This is a genomic window from Nitratireductor sp. OM-1 (assembly GCF_003296175.1).
Classification (GTDB): Bacteria; Pseudomonadota; Alphaproteobacteria; order Rhizobiales; family Rhizobiaceae; genus Nitratireductor; species Nitratireductor aquimarinus.
This window is the reverse complement of the sequence record NZ_CP029209.1, coordinates 542561-558088: the sequence shown is the minus strand read 5'-3', so window position 1 is coordinate 558088 and position 15528 is coordinate 542561. Positions and strand designations below refer to the sequence as shown.

Here is a 15528-nt window from a genome sequence, read left to right as displayed (position 1 = left end):
TCTCCCTTTCATCTGCAAGTCGTGACTTCCGCGCGCACAGCGCGCCTCATGCCGGAACCGGTTCTGCGGCGAGCAGGTTGTCGCAGAGCGCGCGCCCGATGCCGGGGAAAACGGTTGCGGCGTTTTCCGTGATCTTCTTTCCCTGCGTCATGACCGAGAGAATGACCGGCGCTGCCCCCGGAAGGGCGATGCGGATCAGGTCATGACGGTAGTAGGATGTGCGCGGGTTGCCCGTCCAGGACGTGTAGCCGGCCTTGCTCCAGACCTGCGCCTCTGCCGGAACACCGCCGCCAAGGAACTCATCAATCTGGAAGCTCAGAAGATGTGCATCCGCGCGGCTGCGGTCACGCAGAAGGATCTCCTCCGCCCGTTTCTGCGACCGCGGGTTCAACGGCAGATTGCCGGCGAAAAGTTCCAGGAAAAGCTGCGCGGAAACGAGCGGCGTGAGCACGTTCAGATAGCTTCCGTCCCTGCCCGCGAACTGCGCTTCGCGTCCATAGCGCGTATCGCCCATCAGCTTCTGCGCGATGTTGCAGCCGTCCCATTCGGGCCAGCCCAGATCCCGGAAGAAGCGATTGAGCCCTTCACGCCTGTGAGACCATTCGCGATAGGCTTCAGGCTCCAGCAGCGTGTCGCCCGTGGTTTCGGTCAGAAGGTCGATCACGTAATTGGTCGCCGTATTCGACGACCAGGTGATCATGTCGCTGAGCGCCTGATCCAGATCATCGGGAACCGCCATCTGCCCCCGCTCGATCCTGTTGAGCGCGTGAACCAGATGGAAGGCCTTCACGACACTGCACGGATAGCACCGCCAGTCGCCATTGAGCGCAAATCCTGCGGGCCTGCCGCCATCTGCACGCTCCTGCAGTGCGACAAGGCCAAACGTCTCGTCCGTCAGTCCAAAGGAACCGAACCTGTCAAAAATCTCCGACACCGCCGCTTCGCACCGGCGTGTCCACGCGGCATCCCGTTCAAAAAACATCAAGGCTTCTTTCTTCGCCAAACTTGCCGGAAGAAGCGCAAACCGCGCTCCGCATCGTCTGCCTGCCCTTCTACGCCCGAGGCAGACCCGAGGCAGACACATCTGCAATCCGGAGTTCAGGTTAGACAAGGGCGAAGCATAGGAATAATGATAAATAGATGGGTATCTATTACTGAGCTGATAATGAACCTGCGTGAAATGGAACTCTTCGGAACGTTGATGCGGGTCGGGACGACGACCGAAACCGCACGCCTGCTCGGCATCTCGCAGCCAGGCGTCAGTGCGCAGCTGAAACGGCTGGAAAGCAAGCTGGGCATTCCGCTGTTTCACCGCGCGGGCAACCGGCTTGAACCCACCCGCGAGGCCCGCGAAATCTTCTCTCTGGCCGGTCCCATCTTCACCACGCATTCGCAGGTCCGCGCCAAGCTGCCATCCCTGCGGGATCACGCCACACGGCCAGCCGTGATTTCCGCGACACCGGCTCTGGTGGAGGGGTTTCTCGGTCCCCTTCTGGTCAAAGCTGGCTATGCAAACTGGAAGAAGCGTCTCGACCTGCGCATTCACGCGCCGGAGGAAGATCTTCGCAACGGCGTGGCGGATCTCGGATTACAGATGGCCCTGCCGCCGAAGGCGGAGTTTCAGGCCCATATGGTCGGGCGCAGCTCGCTGGTCGCGATCATGGGCGAGAACCACCGGCTTGCCCGTGCAAAGCAGCTCAAATGCAAGGCAATCGCAGCGCATCCGCTGGTCTGCTATGATGCCGACTGGTCACCCATGGGGGCGCATATACGCGCGGCCTTCAAAGCCCGGGATCTGCATTACGACCCGGTCTGCACCGCGCCATACTGCGCGAATGTATGCGCATTGGTGCGTGCGTGCGGCGGGGTGGGCATCGTCGATGCGATGACAGCAAGAAACCTTGCGACGCCGGGTCTGACCTGGCGCCCCATCAGCGACCTATCGGACATCTCGATCATCGCATTCTACCGGCGTGACGAGCCCCTGAGCGCCACGGTGATGGATCTTCTGAACCACCTTCTGGAGGCGGCACCTTAAGGCTCGGGCAAATCATTCCTGCGGGCTTCGACGGCAGAGCCACACACCGCGCCCGCAAAGGGGGCAGTCCGATTCAGCTGGGATCAACTGGTCGAGAAGAAGTGGGCGCCGACTGGCGCCCACCGGTTCAGACTATTCCACGGCTGAACGCGCGGCATCGAGCCAGCCATCAACGGTTTTGCGATTGGCTTCAATCCACTCCGAAGCCTGTCGCTTCAGGTCTTCAGCACTGTCCTCGCCATTCCGCATTGCGGCGTTCTGGGCGAAGATGAAATCGAGCGGGATCGAAGCTTTCTCGAGCAGAACCTTCGCGGCAGGATTGGCTTCAAGAAACGCGTCGTTTGCAACCGGCCGGATATCATTGACCGGCCAGCCCAGCTGACAGGGCTCGGCAACGCAGCCTTCAACCCCCTCAACCGTCGCGAATTCGGCAAGATGCGCCTGTTCTTCCGGCAAGGCGACCTCCGGGGTCTGAATCCACACGACATCTTCACCGGGTTTCAGGGCATCAACCGTCCAGTTCGGCGTCCAGGTGTAGAACAGGATCGGCTGGCCCTGCTCAAAGGCTGCGATCGTGTCTGCCATGGAAGCAGAATATCCGGCCTTGATCGGATTGATGGCTTCACGCAGATCGAACGCATCCATGTGGAACTGAATCATCAATTCGCAGCCCCAGCCGGGCGGGCACGCGGTCATGTCCGCCAGCCCGTCGCCATTGCGGTCAAACGCTTCGCGCACCTCGGGACGCTTGAAATCATCCAGCGTCTTGATGTCAAACTTCTCGGCGGAAGCCTTGTCGACGAGATATCCCTGCAATGCGCCCTTCTCAACCACATAGCCCGTGGGCGTAGCCGCGAAACCGGGCTGGTCGACATAGGTATTGTGGAGCGGGAACCAGCCGTCGGGATAAAGATCCATGTCTCCCTGCGACACGGATACATAGGCAACGGGAACATCGAGCGTGACCGGTTCGGCCACGTCGTAACCCAGTTCCTCAAGAAGCTGGGCGTAAACCGCGCTCATGATCCAGCCGGTATCGTCGTTTGGCTGAGCAATCGAAACCGAAACACCATCGCCTGGCTGCACAGTTTCCGCAAAGGTGATTGGCGCAGTCGCCATCAATGCGAAAGCACTTGCAGATGCCACTCCAAATTTACGAAATTTATTGAAATACATACCCATCGAAAAACCTCACATTTCACTAACACTTACGAACAGGCGTTACATAGAAATACAGAGACACATGGGTGAATGCGGCGAATTATCGATTCACAACTAATTTTGAACACCAGAGTTCTCAGGCCAGCTCTCCTGCTCTGCGGCCATCACTCCGGCACAGGCGGAACCGGTCAACGAAGCAGCGGCGACCCCATCACCACGAACATGCTTCAATGAAGCGCACTGCTGCGGTCATAGGATTTCCGCAGTTTTCGGTGTATCGGAATGGAGGTGGAAAGGTCTGCGGATCTGCCTGTCGACGGAGATCGGTCATTGAGAATTGCGCCCGCATTCGAGAATGCAAAGCGTGCAATATTGCTCGTTCTGGGGCTGGTGATGCTGTTGCTCGCCGTGATCGGCGCGTTTCTTCCCGTCATGCCGACCACGATCTTCCTGATCCTCGCCGCATGGTTCTTCGCGCGCTCATCGCCGAGGCTTGAGCGCAGGCTTATGGAACATCCAAGCTACGGTCCGGTTCTGCGCGGCTGGCGCGATCACGGCATCGTCCCGCGCCGCGCGAAGCTCTTCGCAGTCACCGGCATCAGCTGCGGCTACGTCATTTCCCTCTTTGCCTATCAGCCGGGTCTGCCGCTCGCGATCACCCTCGCCGTGGCGATGGCCGCCATCGCCGTGTGGATCGTGAGCCGCCCGGAGGGCTGAGCCAGCCGGGCAGTCATCTGCCCGACTGCGCAAGAGGCACTATTGTGGAAGCGCTTCGCAGAACGCGTCAAAATCGTCGGCCGATGCATAGGATTTCTGTGTCCCGCGCCGGCCCACGGAATAGGCTGCATAGCGGGCCGCCCGGTTCAGCGCCGTCTCGGTCTCACCCGTTGCTGCAAAGAAATGCGCGAAAGAGCCGATAAAGGCGTCGCCCGCGCCAGTCGTGTCCACCGGGGTGACGCTCACAGGCTCAATGGTCGTGAAGCGGTCCGCTGTCACACGGCGCGCGCCACGCGAGCCGAGTGTCACGATGACGGTGCCAATGCCCTTCTCGATCAGGCTGCGCGCGGCCGCCATGATCTCTTCCTCGGTATCTGTGGGCATGCCTGAAAGAAGCGCAAGCTCGCTTTCGTTTGGAACAAGGAAGCTCAGGCTCTTGAGGTCAGAAACACTCAGCGCCGAAGTCGCGGGCGCCGGGTTCAGGATGGTCGGCACGCCCCATTCCGCCGCACGGCGAACCGTGTGGTAGATCGTCTCCAGCGGGATCTCCAGCTGCATGAGAATGAGGTCCGCATCGCGCAGCACATCCTCGGCGGCATCGACATCGGCCGGGAGCAGGTCTTCATTCGCACCCTTCACGATGAGAATGGAGTTCTCACCGCTTTCATCGACAAAAATGGGGGCAACGCCGGATGACTTTCCGGCGACCTTGGCGACATGACGGATATCGATCCCGTGATCGGAGAAATTCCGCAGCGTGTTGTCGCCGAACAGATCATCGCCAACCTTTGAGACCATGCTCACCTGCGAACCGAGCTTCGCAGCCGCAACAGCCTGGTTTGCACCCTTGCCCCCGCACCCGCTCTCAAAGCTTGGCGCTTCCAGCGTTTCGCCCGGCGCCGGCATGCGGGTGACATAGGTGATCAGATCGACCATGTTGGAGCCGACAACGGCAATGCGACCGGTTCTGCTGTTTGACGTCATGGCTCAGTCCTTGCTCATCTGGTTGACTTCGGCAATTGCGGCGGGCGCTTCCTGCGCACTCAGATATCCAAGCGTCACGGGGAAACGCGCGGTCTCGCCCGGCGGCAGAATGCGCACATGCCCCTTGGCCTTCTCGGCGGTGTAGCCTTCCGGCTCGCAGGTGGAGGGCAGCGCGAAGGCCGCGACCTGCGCATCGCCATCGTTCAGGATCCAGCGCACACAGTGCGGCAGATCTTCCGGGCGATAGCTGACGGAACAGGCATCACCCTCGGGAAGCGCCATCACCAGCCGCGTCCTGCCTTCGGCATTCGTTCCAAGCCCGCGCACATAAAACACCTGCTCGGGGCTGTAGAGCGCCGGCTCGTCCAGCGTCTGCATGCGCGCGGGGTTTCCGGAAAGGTCATCCAGAAGATCCAGAAACGCCTGCGAAGGCGTCACATGACCGGGGATGGTCTTGCGAACGACCGTGCCTTTCGGAGAATATTCCGCCGGTTGATGGATCTGCGCGCCCGCCACGAAATCGAAATTAGCGTGCAGCATGTACATGAGCTCCATCGGATGCGCCGACAGGTTCTCAACGGCCATCTCGACCTCGATCAGCCCGCTGTCCGCGCGCAGCCGAACGCGCGGTCTTGCGATGTAATGCGGCCCGAAGCCCATCACATATTCGGTCTCGCTGCACAGCTCGACAAATGCGCCTGCATCATCGCGCCCGAAGCGCAGATGCGCGCTGTCCATGCCGGCGACCGGCATTTCGCCATGAAGCGGATGATCGTCTTCCGGGCCGGGTGCGCCATTGCGCAGAACGCCTGCATGGTAAGCAAAAGCGCCATAGGTCTCGATGATCGACGCGCCCTTGCGCGGATGGGGAAACACATTGCCCATGGTGAGCCTGCGCCCGTCGAACACCGCATCCCAGATCATCTGTCCCAGATAGGGCAGAACCGTAACCTGCCCGCGCCGGTTCTCGATCCGCAGCCCCTCGACGGATGAAGGATAGCGGAACGCCGTTACGGTGAACCCGTCGCCCGTGGCCAGCACAAGCTCGCCGCGTGCAGGGAACATTTCGGGCGAAAGGTTGAAGACGGCATCGCTGTCACGAGCGCTCATTTCGACGACCTCAGATAGTTGATTGCAATCACCAGAACCAGGAAACCGCCCCACATCGCATCGATCAGGAAGTTGGAGGCGCGCATCATCTGCATGCCGGACGAGAGGAACATGAGCGCCACCAGCGCCAGAAGCACCCCGAGAACGCGCCCCTTGCCGCCGGCTGGGTTCGTGCCGCCAAGCACTGCGATCAGAACGGCCTGCAACAGATAAGACGCACCGAAATCCGCCTTGGCCGAGTTGGTGCGGCCCGACAGCAGAATGCCCGCAATCGCCGCCATGAGCCCGGTCAACGCATAGCTGTAAAGGATCATGCGGGAGCTGCGGATGCCTGCAAATACGGCGGCGCGCGCATTGGTGCCGATCAGCATCAGGTTCACGCCCAGATGCGTGCGGCGCAAGAGAATGGCCACCACGGACGCCACGACAATCAGGATCCAGAACGGCGTCGCCACACCAAGCAGTTTGCCGGTGCCGATCCAGTTCCAGGTCTGCGGGAAGCCGACAATGGCCGGACCGCCGGTCAGAACGAGCGCGAGGCCCGCAAACACCTGCCCGGTGCCGAGCGTCGCCAGAATGGGAATGATGCGCAGTCGCGCGATCAGGACGCCATTGACCAGCCCCGCCGCGAGCCCCACCAGAAGCGCGATGATCACGCCCATCGCCGTGTGGAGCACAAGACCGACGCCGCCCGCCGCAAGTGCTTCGGCGACAACGGGATGGCGGAAATAGACCCCCGCCGTGATCGCAGCCAGATTGGCGATAGCGACGATGGACAGATCGATGCCGCCCGTCAGCATGGCCACCATCATGGCAATGCACAGAATGCCCAGCTCGGGCATGATGTAGGTGATGGACTCGAAATTGTAGTAGCGCAGGAACTTGTCCGGGTTGAGCCCGGCCATCAGCACGAAGATCACCACCGTGATCACGGCCAGCTGCGCGATGGAAGCGTCATTCCCAAGGAGCCGTTGAACCAGGCTCTTCTCTTCGGCTTTGGCAGTCATGTCGTCTCCCCTCAAGCCAGTTTCTTCCGGTCGCGCCATGCGGTGATGGCGGTCGCTGCGATGATGATCATGCCGACGACGACACGCTGCCAGGTGGTGTCTACCTTCATCAGGATCAGCGAGTTCTTGACCATGACGAGCGTGAACACGCCGATCATCGTGCCGAGCACGGAACCGCGCCCGCCGAAGATCGACGCGCCGCCAAGCACCACGGCCGCGATCACATCAAGCTCCAGCCCCATGAAGTCGCGCGGGTTGGCCTGCCAGATCATCGAACTGTGCAGAAGGCCCGCAAAGCCCGCCAGAAGGCCCGCCGTGCAATAGACGAAGAAGATGGTGCGCCGCGTGTTGACGCCGGCGCGCCGCGCCGATTCCGGATCACCGCCATAGGCGTAGACAGAACGGCCGGTCATGGTGTGGCGAAGGATGATGTGGATCACCAGCGCAATCGCCAGATAGACCAGGATCATTGCCGTCAGCCCGACCGTCGCCCCGTTCTGCGCGGTTACGGTCGTCAGATCCTGCTTGCCGAATTCGATCAGCGCGTCGGGCATCTTGTTGATGTTCACGATGGAGGTGCCGAGCAGGCCCAGCACCAGCCCGCGAATGATGGAGGCAGTGCCCAGCGTGACAATCAGCGGGATCATCTTGAACCGGTCGATGATGAAGGCGTTGAACGCCCCCAGCAGCACACCGATCACCGACGCCGCGATGAATGGCAACAGAACGCCGTCATAATCGAGCGCGACCATGGTGCGCACGGTTATGTAGAGGGCCGCCGCCGAGATCGCCGGGAACGAAACGTCGATGCCGCCGGATATCATGATCAGCAGCACGCCGAGCGCCATGATGCCGATGACCACATTGGCCTTCGCCAGGCTGAACAGATTGGCGACGCCCCAGAAAGCCGGATTGATCAGGCCGATCAGCACCATCACCGCCAGCAGGACGAGGGCAATCACGGCCTCCGTGGATTGGAACCTTTTCATCTTACCGCCTTACTTGAGTGCCTTGAGGCTGTCGTTGATGGCGTCTTCGGTCATCTCCGCGCCAGAGAACGCGCCGACAAAACGCCCCTCATGCATGACATGAATGCGATTGCAGTTGCCGGTCAGCTCCGGCACGTCATCCGAAATCATCAGGACGGCAACGCCCTCCTCGCGCGCCAGATCGCGAATGATGTGGTGGATCTTGGCCTTGGAGCCTACGTCGACGCCCACCGTCGGACCGTTGAGGATCAGCACCTTCGCGCCGGTCAGGAGCCAGCGCCCCAGCATGACGCGCTGCGCATTGCCGCCGGACAGATTGCCCACCGCCGTTTCGGGCGACGGGGCCGCAATCTGCATGGCCGCGAACATCTCTTCCGTCTTCCCGCGCATCGCATCACGGTCGAGAAAGAGGCCACGCCGCAGACGGTCCAGAATGCTCACAACCATGTTGCGCTCGATGGATTGCGTCAGGAAAAGGCCCTCGCTCAGCCGGTCTTCCGGCACATAGGCGATGCCAAGGCTGATCGCCTCCTGCACCGAGCGGGGAAGAACATCCTTTCCCGCAACGCGAAACCGTCTGGCACTGGCGTTTTCCATTCCAAACAGCGCCCGCGCCAGTTCGGTTCGGCCGGAACCGATCAGGCCGGAAATGCCGACAATCTCTCCTGGCCGCAGCGTCAGGCTCACATCATCGACGCTTCCGGAAACAGTGAGCCCCTCAACCTCCAGCGCGGGCGCCGCGTCGGCGGGGATTTCGGGCTCATAGGGTTCGTCGTCCAGTTCAAGACCCGTCATGGCGCGGGTGATGGCCGGTTCGTCGAATTCGCTCATCGCGCCTTCGGCCACCTTTTTACCGTTCCGGAACACGGTCAGGCGCTCCGAAATTTCCAGCATCTCGCGCATCTTGTGGCTGACGAAGAGAACCGCGATGCCCTGTTTCTGGAGATCGCGAACGATGCCGAACAGCGCATCGACCTCATGGCCGGTGAGCGCCGTGGTCGGCTCGTCCATGACGATCAGCCGGGCGCGGGCAAGAAGCGCGCGCGCAATCGCGACGATCTGCTTTCCCGAAGTCGGCAGCGTCTCGACTTCGGCGTCGATATCGATCTCGACATCGAGGCGGGCCAGAACCTCGCGCGCCATCTCGCGGGCGCGGGGCCAGTCCATTCTGGAACGCCCCTCCAGAAGATAGGTGTTGAGCGCCAGGTTCTCGGCAACGGTCAAATTCCCGAACAGGGAAAAGTCCTGATAGATGACCTGCACCCCCTTCTGCACGGCCATGATCGGGTCAAGCCGCGAGACTGCTGTGCCATCGATCAGGATTTCACCCTCTTCGGGTGTGTAGATTCCCGACATCACCTTGATGACGGTGGATTTGCCGGAGCCGTTCTCGCCGGCAAGGCAGTGGATTTCGCCGGGACGGATGCCAATGGAGACGCCGTCCAGCGCGCGCACGCCACCGAAGCGCTTGCTGATGTTCTTCAGCTCGATCAGATATTCGGACATGATTTTCCCGGCAGGCTGAAATGGTCGCCCGGGGTCAGAACCCGGGCTCCGGCACGGTTGAAAACTGACGCCCGGAACCGGGCGTCAGCTTCGTACGAAATCAGAAGTCGTACTTGTCCATGTTTTCAGCCGTAACGCCGACCCAGCCTGCGCCATAAAGCAGGTTCGGGTTCGCCTCATCCGGCGTCGTGAGGGACTCGTAGCCCGTCAGACCGAGGTTCAGACCCGACTTGATCTGGTCGCCCTTGCCCTCAAGGGCAGCAACGGCCAGCATGTTCATGGCGTAGCCGGCAACGGCCGGATCCCAGAACTGGATGTACTGGATGTCACCATTGCCGAGATACTCGCCAGCCACCGAAGGCAGGCCCGTACCGGCAAAGAACACCTTGTCCTTGAGACCGCCTTCGGCGATCAGGCGCCCTGCACCGGCAGACGTCGGCATCGGCGCGCCGAGAATGCCCGTGATGTCGGGATAAGTGGTCATTGCCTCTTTCAGCTTGGTGTAGTCGGTGGCCGCATCGTCATAGGTCTCGAGACGGTCGCCGACCATTTCCATGTCCGGGAAATGCTCTTTCTGGTAGGCAACAGCGCCGTCGACCCATTCCATCTGGCTCTTGGAGGTCAGCGAGCCGACGGTCGTGACGTATTTGCCCTTCCCGCCCGTGTACTTGCCAAGCTCTTTCATCAGGTTGGCGCCATAGGCGAGGTTGTCGAAGGCTTCGAGGTCGTAATCGGTGTTCTGCAGGTTGGACGCCTCGTGCGAGATCACCACAATGCCGCGATCGCGCGCCTTCTTCAGCACCGGCTCCACCGCCTCGACGGAGAACGGCACAACGGCGATGGCGTCAACGCCCTGTGCGATCAGGTTCTCGATGAGCTGCACCTGCGCGGCTGCGTCAGCCTGGCTCGGGCCGACCATCCAGACGTCATGGTCCGTATCGCCCTTGAACTGCTCGACACCGTCACGCATGCGGTCGAACCAGGCGATGCCGTCAACCTTCACGACCGTGGCGATGGTGTATTTCTTGTCGTCCTTCGTTGCGATCAGCTCCTCATTGAGGTTCGACGTATCCACAATCTGGTCGGCCAGCGCGGATGTCCCCAGCAAAGAGAGCGCTAAAGAAGCTGCGGTCAGCAGAGATTTCATTGGTTTTCCTCCTCCTCGGTTCCGCCGAAACCCTGAACGGGACAGCGTGGCGGGAACGCATATGATTGAATTAACTCAATATTATGCGCTAATATTGATCAATTCCATTCAATATGATCATATCCAATCAAAACCTGCAACCCTTTGCAAATGCATTCATCACACTGCGGACAACGGCTTGCGCCATGAAGTATTGTTGAAACCTCACAGGCTTGGAGAATCATGTGGCGAGACCATCAGGGCGGGCAGCGCGGATTGAGGCACTCAGGAAGCTCTGCGCGTCAGGCGCCATTCTGCACATCGCCGAAGCGGCGCAGAAGCTGGACACATCCGAGATAACCATTCGCCGCGACCTGGGTGACGGCGAAAACGGCATTCTGTGCCTGGGCGGCTACATCATGTCCGCCAGCGAAAAGGGCGAGCGCTATTCGCTCTCCCACGCGCAGGGCACCAACACACAGGCCAAGACCCTCGTTGCGCGACAGGCGGTGGCCATGGTCGCCCCCGAAGACACCATCTTCGTCGACTGCGGCTCCACGCTGCAGCATCTGGCGGCCAACGTGCCCCAGAACGCAAACATCACCGTCGTCACGCAGGCTCTGAACATCGCCGAGATCGTGTCACGGCTGGATGGGGTGAAACTGGTTCTGCTCGCCGGTCTCTATCATCCGGAAAGCGGCAGTTTCAGCTCCGATACGGCGCTCAAGATGCTTCAGGAAATCAACATCACCAAAGGCTTCTTCTCAGCCGCCGGCATTCATGAAAACGAAGGCGTGACCTGTTTCCACTTCCACGAAGTGGCCGTGAAGCGCGCCGCCATGGCGCGCTCCCAAAAGCGTTTCCTCGTCTCTGACGCCTCCAAATGGGGCAAGCTGCGCCCCGCCACATTCGCTCAGCTGGACGAGTTCGAACTCTGGATCGGCAAGCCGGACAGCGATTAGGATCAGGCGAGGCTCGCCACCTTTCTTTCAGCGATGATCATCGGATCGAGCAGCGCCGAAAGTGCGCCTGCCCCGGTCACGATGTGGTGCGCACCGGCCTCCGCCAGCCGCTCGGCGCGATCGGGGCGAATGTCGGCGGGATCGACAAACCCGATCGGCAGCACACCGGCGGCGCGGGCGGCGGCAATGCCATGTGCGCTGTCATCGATCATGACGCTGCGTTCCGGCCGCGCGCCGCAACGCTCCAGACAATGCTGCACCAGATCCGGCGCCGGCTTTGGCCGGGGCACATCGTCAGCGCTGAAAACCCGAGGCGCGAAGCGCTGCCAGAGCGGCGTCAGGCCAAGGCTTGCCCGCAGTCGTTCATGTCCGGAGTTTGAGGCCACGCAGATCGGCGCATCCAGCCGCTCGAGCAGATCTTCAATGCCCGCCATCGGGCGCAGATCGGAGGCGAAACTGCCGAAAAGCTCCGCCTGCCAGTCCCGGTGCAGACCTTCGAAATCCTCGAGGCCGCGTTCGAGCAATGTCTGGCGAATGTCGCCAAGGCTTTTGCCGGTGAAATCCACCAGCGCCTGTTGCGACGAGATCGGCATGCCCGCAGTGGTCATGGCGCGGGCCAGTGTACGGCTTGCCAGCGGCTCGCTGTCGATCAGAACGCCGTCGCAGTCAAAAATCACAAGGTCGAAAGTGCTCATATCCGGTTCACTCCGGGCTGCCCGCTGGTCAGGGCGAAACTGTAGGTGGTGCTGGCAGGCGACGCCGGATCCTTGCGGTCTTCGATGGTGACGAAGTCGCATTGTCCGCCATCGGGCGTCAGCGTCATGGTCGCATAGCCATGCTCGCGCGAGGCCAGCTTGAGATGCGGGTTTTCCGCAAGCGCCACATCGAGGCTCTTCTGGCCTGGCGCATTGGAAGAGATGGCTCCGGTCACGAACTCGGTCGCCACGGTCTCGCTCTGCGGCTGCGCGAAATCGCGCTTCACGTCGGCGGCAAAATAGGCATGAAGATCGCCGCCGATGATCAGCGGGTTTTCCAGCCGCGCCGCCTCGATGCTGTCGAGCAGATGCCGGCGCGAGGCGCGGTATCCGTCCCATCCATCAAGGCTGTAGCGCGTGCCCGCCCCCTGCTCCAGATCACGCTCGGACAGAAGTGTGGGCTGTGCGATGACGTTCCATCTGGCGCGGGCGCCCGGCAGCGTCTCTTCCAGCCAGCGCTCCTGCTCTGCGCCAAGCATCGAGTTCCCTTCCGCCCGAGCAACTCCCTGCCCGGCGACCATTGCCGGCGTGCGATACTGGCGCACATCCAGAAGGGTGATGCCCAGAAGCCGGCCAAAACCATGCTGGCCGTAGATGCGGAACTCGCTGAAGTCCCCACCGCCATGCGGCGGCACGGGCATATGCTCATACCAGGCCTGATAGGCGGCGCGGCGCTGCTCAAGAAAGCGCTCTCCGGCAGGCGCATCGGGTGCATCATCATCGCCATAATTGTTGATGACCTCATGATCGTCCCAGATTACCAGCCAGGGAAACCGCGCATGGGCGGCCTGCAGGTTCGGGTCAGAGCGGTAGAGCGCATGGCGCGCGCGGTATTCGTCAAGCCGCGCCGGCCAGCCGCTTCCATGGTGGCGCACAAGGTTTCCGCCCCAGCTGCGCTCATAGATGTAATCGCCGAGATGCACGACGAGATCGAGATCCTCATCGGCCATATGCCGGTAGGCAGCGTAATAGCCCTGCTCATATTGCTGGCACGAGGCGAAGGCGAAACGAAGCCTGTCGGCCATGGTTTCCTGCGCGGGCGCTGTACGGGTGCGCCCCACCGGGCTCACCGCATCGCCTGCGCGGAACCGATAGAAATACCAGCGACCGGGGTGCAGCCCCGTAACCGGAACATGCACCGAATGACCGAATTCCTGCACGGCCCGCACCGTTCCGGAACGCACGGGTCGGGTGAAATGCTCGTCCTCGGCCACATCCCACGAAACATCCACCGGCGCGCGCTGGATCACCTCCAGCGGCGCAAAGGGATCGGCCGGTGGCGGTGGTTCCGGGAATGTGAGGCGCGTCCACAGGATCACGCCCTCCGGCAGCGGACAACCGGAGGCGACGCCCAGCGAAAACGGGTACGCCTCGAACCGCGCCGCACGGGCGCGGCCCATGCCGGGCCACACCGCGGCGGCGGCAAGCCCGCCGGCGATCAGACTGCGTCGATTGCGGTCGATCATGCCTGCGCGGCCTCGCCGGCATCCAGACGTGCGCGGCGCAGCCGGTCGGCGAGCACCGGCTCATCGGTGGTGATGAAGCCAGGCCCCGCCTCCAGCCAGCGGTTTATCTCTTCCGGCGTGTTGGCAACCCACGCGCCAAGCCGGGAGAGCGGAACCAGCGTGGTGATCGCGTCCCAGTGCGTGGAGAGCATGTCCTTGTGAACCGCCACATAATCGGCCAGTTCAGCCGCTGCCGAGATGGTCTCCCGCACGCCAAGCTTCTGCGCCGAATTGTCATTGACGGAGCAGAGCCGGCGCATCTGCGGGGCGAGATCCCGGCATTCATGCAGCACATCGAGATCGAAGCTCGTCAGGCAGCAGCGATCACGCAGACCCAGCCGGTCGATCTCGGCGAGCACAAGAGCCGGCAATCCGGGATACGCCTTTCCCTCACCGTCATTTTTCAGCTCGACGTGAAGATCGAGCGTGCTGTCGGCGTAGATTTCCAGCACTTCGGAAAGCACCGGCACGCCTTCATTGCTGTCGCGCAGACGCAGCGTGGCGCGCGCCTCCGGCGTCAGCGCACGGGAGGGGCCGCTGCCCTCGGTCGTGCGGTCCAGCGTGGCGTCATGGATGACGAGAAGCTCGCCCGCATCCGACAGGTGAACATCGAACTCGACACCTTCGACAGGCACATCGAGAAGCTTGCGGAAACCGTCGAGCGAGTTTTCAGGCCACACATTGCGGCCGCCCCGGTGGCCGATCAGTCCAGTCATGATTTGTCCTTTCAGGAATTGTTCGGGATCACTTCCCGGCATCCACCAGTCCGCGTGCGAACCAGCGTTGCAGTGTGAGGATGACGACGGTCGGCGGGAGCATCACGATGAAGGACGCCGCCATGGCGTAGCTCCACCAGTCGGACGGATCGTCCGGCCCCGGCAGAAGCCCCTTCAGGGCGATGATCGCGGTCGTCATTTCGGTCTTGGTGGTGAACAGCAGCGGCCACAGATACTGGTTCCAGCCGAACACGAAGAGAATGATGGCGAGTGCTGCGATGTTGGGCACCGAGAGCGGCAGCACGACATCGAAGAGGAACTTGATCGGCCCCGCCCCGTCCAGCTTGGAGGCTTCGCACAGATCGTCCGGCACCGTCAGGAAGAACTGCCGGAACAGGAACACGGCCGTCGCCGAGGCGATCAGCGGCAGGGTCAGGCCCGCATAGGTGTCGATCATGCTGAAATCCAGTCCGGCATTGATCTCGATGCCGGTGGTCCAGTTGATGAGCGCGGAAAGCCCCGTCACATCGAGGAACCAGCGCAGCGGACCGGCCACATCGGCAACCGCCTCATAGGTCGGCACGATGCGCACCTCCACCGGCAGCATCAGCGACATGAAGATCAGCCAGAATGCGGTCATGCGGAAGGGAAAGCGGAAATAGGTGACGGCGAAACCGGCCAGGATCGACAGAACGATCTTGCCCACGACGATCACCATCGTGACGATCAGCGTGTTCACGAAGGCGCGGCCGAAATCCGCCTTTTCCCAGGCCGTGACGAGATTATCCACAAAGCTGGAGCCCGGCAGCATGGGCTGCGGCACCTGCGCCATTTCCGCGCCGGTGTGCGAGCCTGCGACGAAGGCGAAGTAGAGCGGCGCGCAGACCATCAGCGCGCCGGCAATCAGGATAAGGTGGCAGATGACGTTCAGAACGGGATTGCGTTCGATCAT

Annotated in this window: 15 protein-coding genes; 3 read left to right on the top strand and 12 right to left on the bottom strand. The window is 61.7% G+C overall.

Annotation, left to right across the window (positions count from 1 at the left end; translation table 11 throughout):
• Window positions 1-46: 46 nt before the first annotated feature.
• Window positions 47-934, bottom strand: a complete 888-nt coding sequence (locus DEJ54_RS21685; protein WP_162742430.1) for a serine hydrolase — start codon at window positions 932-934, stop codon at window positions 47-49.
• A gap of 231 nt (window positions 935-1165) precedes the next feature.
• Here DEJ54_RS21685 and DEJ54_RS21680 point away from each other — a divergent pair, with 231 nt between their 5' ends.
• Window positions 1166-2038, top strand: coding sequence for a LysR family transcriptional regulator (locus DEJ54_RS21680; protein ID WP_113156827.1), 873 nt, complete (start codon window positions 1166-1168; stop codon window positions 2036-2038).
• A gap of 132 nt (window positions 2039-2170) precedes the next feature.
• On the opposite strand, the gene proX is transcribed toward DEJ54_RS21680, so the two are convergent.
• Window positions 2171-3157: a glycine betaine/L-proline ABC transporter substrate-binding protein ProX gene (gene proX / locus DEJ54_RS21675; RefSeq protein WP_245447824.1), complete on the bottom strand. Its 987-nt coding sequence runs from the start codon at window positions 3155-3157 to the stop codon at window positions 2171-2173.
• Between the two features lie 324 nt (window positions 3158-3481).
• Between proX and DEJ54_RS21670 the strand changes: the two genes are divergently transcribed.
• Window positions 3482-3916 carry a YbaN family protein gene (locus DEJ54_RS21670; protein WP_113156825.1) on the top strand — a complete coding sequence of 145 codons (435 nt, stop codon included), beginning with the start codon at window positions 3482-3484 and terminating at the stop codon, window positions 3914-3916.
• 39 nt (window positions 3917-3955) lie between these two features.
• Here the strand turns inward: DEJ54_RS21670 and rbsK are convergent, their stop codons facing one another.
• The 6 genes from rbsK to DEJ54_RS21640 all read right to left on the bottom strand — a co-directional run bounded on the left by rbsK (window position 3956) and on the right by DEJ54_RS21640 (window position 10659).
• A complete protein-coding gene (rbsK, locus tag DEJ54_RS21665) occupies window positions 3956-4900 on the bottom strand; it encodes a ribokinase (RefSeq protein ID WP_113156824.1) in 945 nt (314 codons plus the stop codon).
• A 3-nt stretch (window positions 4901-4903) separates the two neighbouring features.
• Complete coding sequence (locus DEJ54_RS21660) at window positions 4904-6010, bottom strand: aldose 1-epimerase family protein (RefSeq protein ID WP_113156823.1); 1107 nt, start codon at window positions 6008-6010, stop codon at window positions 4904-4906.
• The gene (locus tag DEJ54_RS21655) at window positions 6007-7017 is read right to left on the bottom strand and encodes an ABC transporter permease (RefSeq protein WP_113156822.1); all 1011 of its coding nucleotides are present in this window, start codon (window positions 7015-7017) and stop codon (window positions 6007-6009) included. Before DEJ54_RS21655 ends, DEJ54_RS21660 begins: the two co-directional genes overlap by 4 nt.
• An 11-nt stretch (window positions 7018-7028) precedes the next feature.
• Window positions 7029-8006, bottom strand: a complete 978-nt coding sequence (locus tag DEJ54_RS21650; RefSeq protein ID WP_113156821.1) for an ABC transporter permease — start codon at window positions 8004-8006, stop codon at window positions 7029-7031.
• A 9-nt stretch (window positions 8007-8015) separates the two neighbouring features.
• Complete coding sequence (locus DEJ54_RS21645; protein ID WP_113156820.1) at window positions 8016-9512, bottom strand: sugar ABC transporter ATP-binding protein; 1497 nt, start codon at window positions 9510-9512, stop codon at window positions 8016-8018.
• A 100-nt stretch (window positions 9513-9612) separates the two neighbouring features.
• Entirely contained in the window at window positions 9613-10659 is a 1047-nt protein-coding gene (locus tag DEJ54_RS21640; protein ID WP_113156819.1) for an autoinducer 2 ABC transporter substrate-binding protein, read from the bottom strand.
• Between the two features lie 224 nt (window positions 10660-10883).
• On the opposite strand from DEJ54_RS21640, the gene DEJ54_RS21635 reads away from it, so the two are divergent.
• Window positions 10884-11600: a DeoR/GlpR family DNA-binding transcription regulator gene (locus DEJ54_RS21635; RefSeq protein ID WP_113157141.1), complete on the top strand. Its 717-nt coding sequence runs from the start codon at window positions 10884-10886 to the stop codon at window positions 11598-11600.
• Between the two features lie 2 nt (window positions 11601-11602).
• Here DEJ54_RS21635 and DEJ54_RS21630 read toward each other — a convergent pair whose 3' ends face one another.
• The 4 genes from DEJ54_RS21630 to DEJ54_RS21615 are packed head-to-tail and all read right to left on the bottom strand — an operon-like array spanning window position 11603 to window position 15528.
• On the bottom strand, window positions 11603-12295 hold the full coding sequence (locus DEJ54_RS21630; protein WP_113156818.1) for an HAD family phosphatase: 693 nt from the start codon (window positions 12293-12295) through the stop codon (window positions 11603-11605).
• On the bottom strand, window positions 12292-13821 hold the full coding sequence (locus DEJ54_RS21625; RefSeq protein WP_113156817.1) for an alkaline phosphatase: 1530 nt from the start codon (window positions 13819-13821) through the stop codon (window positions 12292-12294). Before DEJ54_RS21625 ends, DEJ54_RS21630 begins: the two co-directional genes overlap by 4 nt.
• Complete coding sequence (locus DEJ54_RS21620; RefSeq protein WP_113156816.1) at window positions 13818-14576, bottom strand: glycerophosphodiester phosphodiesterase family protein; 759 nt, start codon at window positions 14574-14576, stop codon at window positions 13818-13820. The genes DEJ54_RS21625 and DEJ54_RS21620 overlap by 4 nt, the downstream gene beginning before the upstream one ends.
• A gap of 28 nt (window positions 14577-14604) precedes the next feature.
• The gene (locus tag DEJ54_RS21615; protein ID WP_113156815.1) at window positions 14605-15528 is read right to left on the bottom strand and encodes an ABC transporter permease subunit; all 924 of its coding nucleotides are present in this window, start codon (window positions 15526-15528) and stop codon (window positions 14605-14607) included.

What these genes read in the sequence shown, in the direction of transcription:
- DEJ54_RS21630 (WP_113156818.1), bottom strand. Translation starts at nt 12,295, where the DNA reads ATGAGCACTTTCGACCTTGTGATTTTTGACTGCGACGGCGTTCTGATC.
- proX (WP_245447824.1), bottom strand. Translation starts at nt 3,157, where the DNA reads ATGGCGACTGCGCCAATCACCTTTGCGGAAACTGTGCAGCCAGGCGAT.
- DEJ54_RS21660 (WP_113156823.1), bottom strand. Translation starts at nt 6,010, where the DNA reads ATGAGCGCTCGTGACAGCGATGCCGTCTTCAACCTTTCGCCCGAAATG.
- DEJ54_RS21645 (WP_113156820.1), bottom strand. Translation starts at nt 9,512, where the DNA reads ATGTCCGAATATCTGATCGAGCTGAAGAACATCAGCAAGCGCTTCGGT.
- DEJ54_RS21640 (WP_113156819.1), bottom strand. Translation starts at nt 10,659, where the DNA reads ATGAAATCTCTGCTGACCGCAGCTTCTTTAGCGCTCTCTTTGCTGGGG.
- DEJ54_RS21615 (WP_113156815.1), bottom strand. Translation starts at nt 15,528, where the DNA reads ATGATCGAACGCAATCCCGTTCTGAACGTCATCTGCCACCTTATCCTG.
- DEJ54_RS21620 (WP_113156816.1), bottom strand. Translation starts at nt 14,576, where the DNA reads ATGACTGGACTGATCGGCCACCGGGGCGGCCGCAATGTGTGGCCTGAA.
- DEJ54_RS21670 (WP_113156825.1), top strand. Translation starts at nt 3,482, where the DNA reads ATGGAGGTGGAAAGGTCTGCGGATCTGCCTGTCGACGGAGATCGGTCA.
- DEJ54_RS21655 (WP_113156822.1), bottom strand. Translation starts at nt 7,017, where the DNA reads ATGACTGCCAAAGCCGAAGAGAAGAGCCTGGTTCAACGGCTCCTTGGG.
- DEJ54_RS21680 (WP_113156827.1), top strand. Translation starts at nt 1,166, where the DNA reads ATGAACCTGCGTGAAATGGAACTCTTCGGAACGTTGATGCGGGTCGGG.
- DEJ54_RS21650 (WP_113156821.1), bottom strand. Translation starts at nt 8,006, where the DNA reads ATGAAAAGGTTCCAATCCACGGAGGCCGTGATTGCCCTCGTCCTGCTG.
- rbsK (WP_113156824.1), bottom strand. Translation starts at nt 4,900, where the DNA reads ATGACGTCAAACAGCAGAACCGGTCGCATTGCCGTTGTCGGCTCCAAC.
- DEJ54_RS21625 (WP_113156817.1), bottom strand. Translation starts at nt 13,821, where the DNA reads ATGATCGACCGCAATCGACGCAGTCTGATCGCCGGCGGGCTTGCCGCC.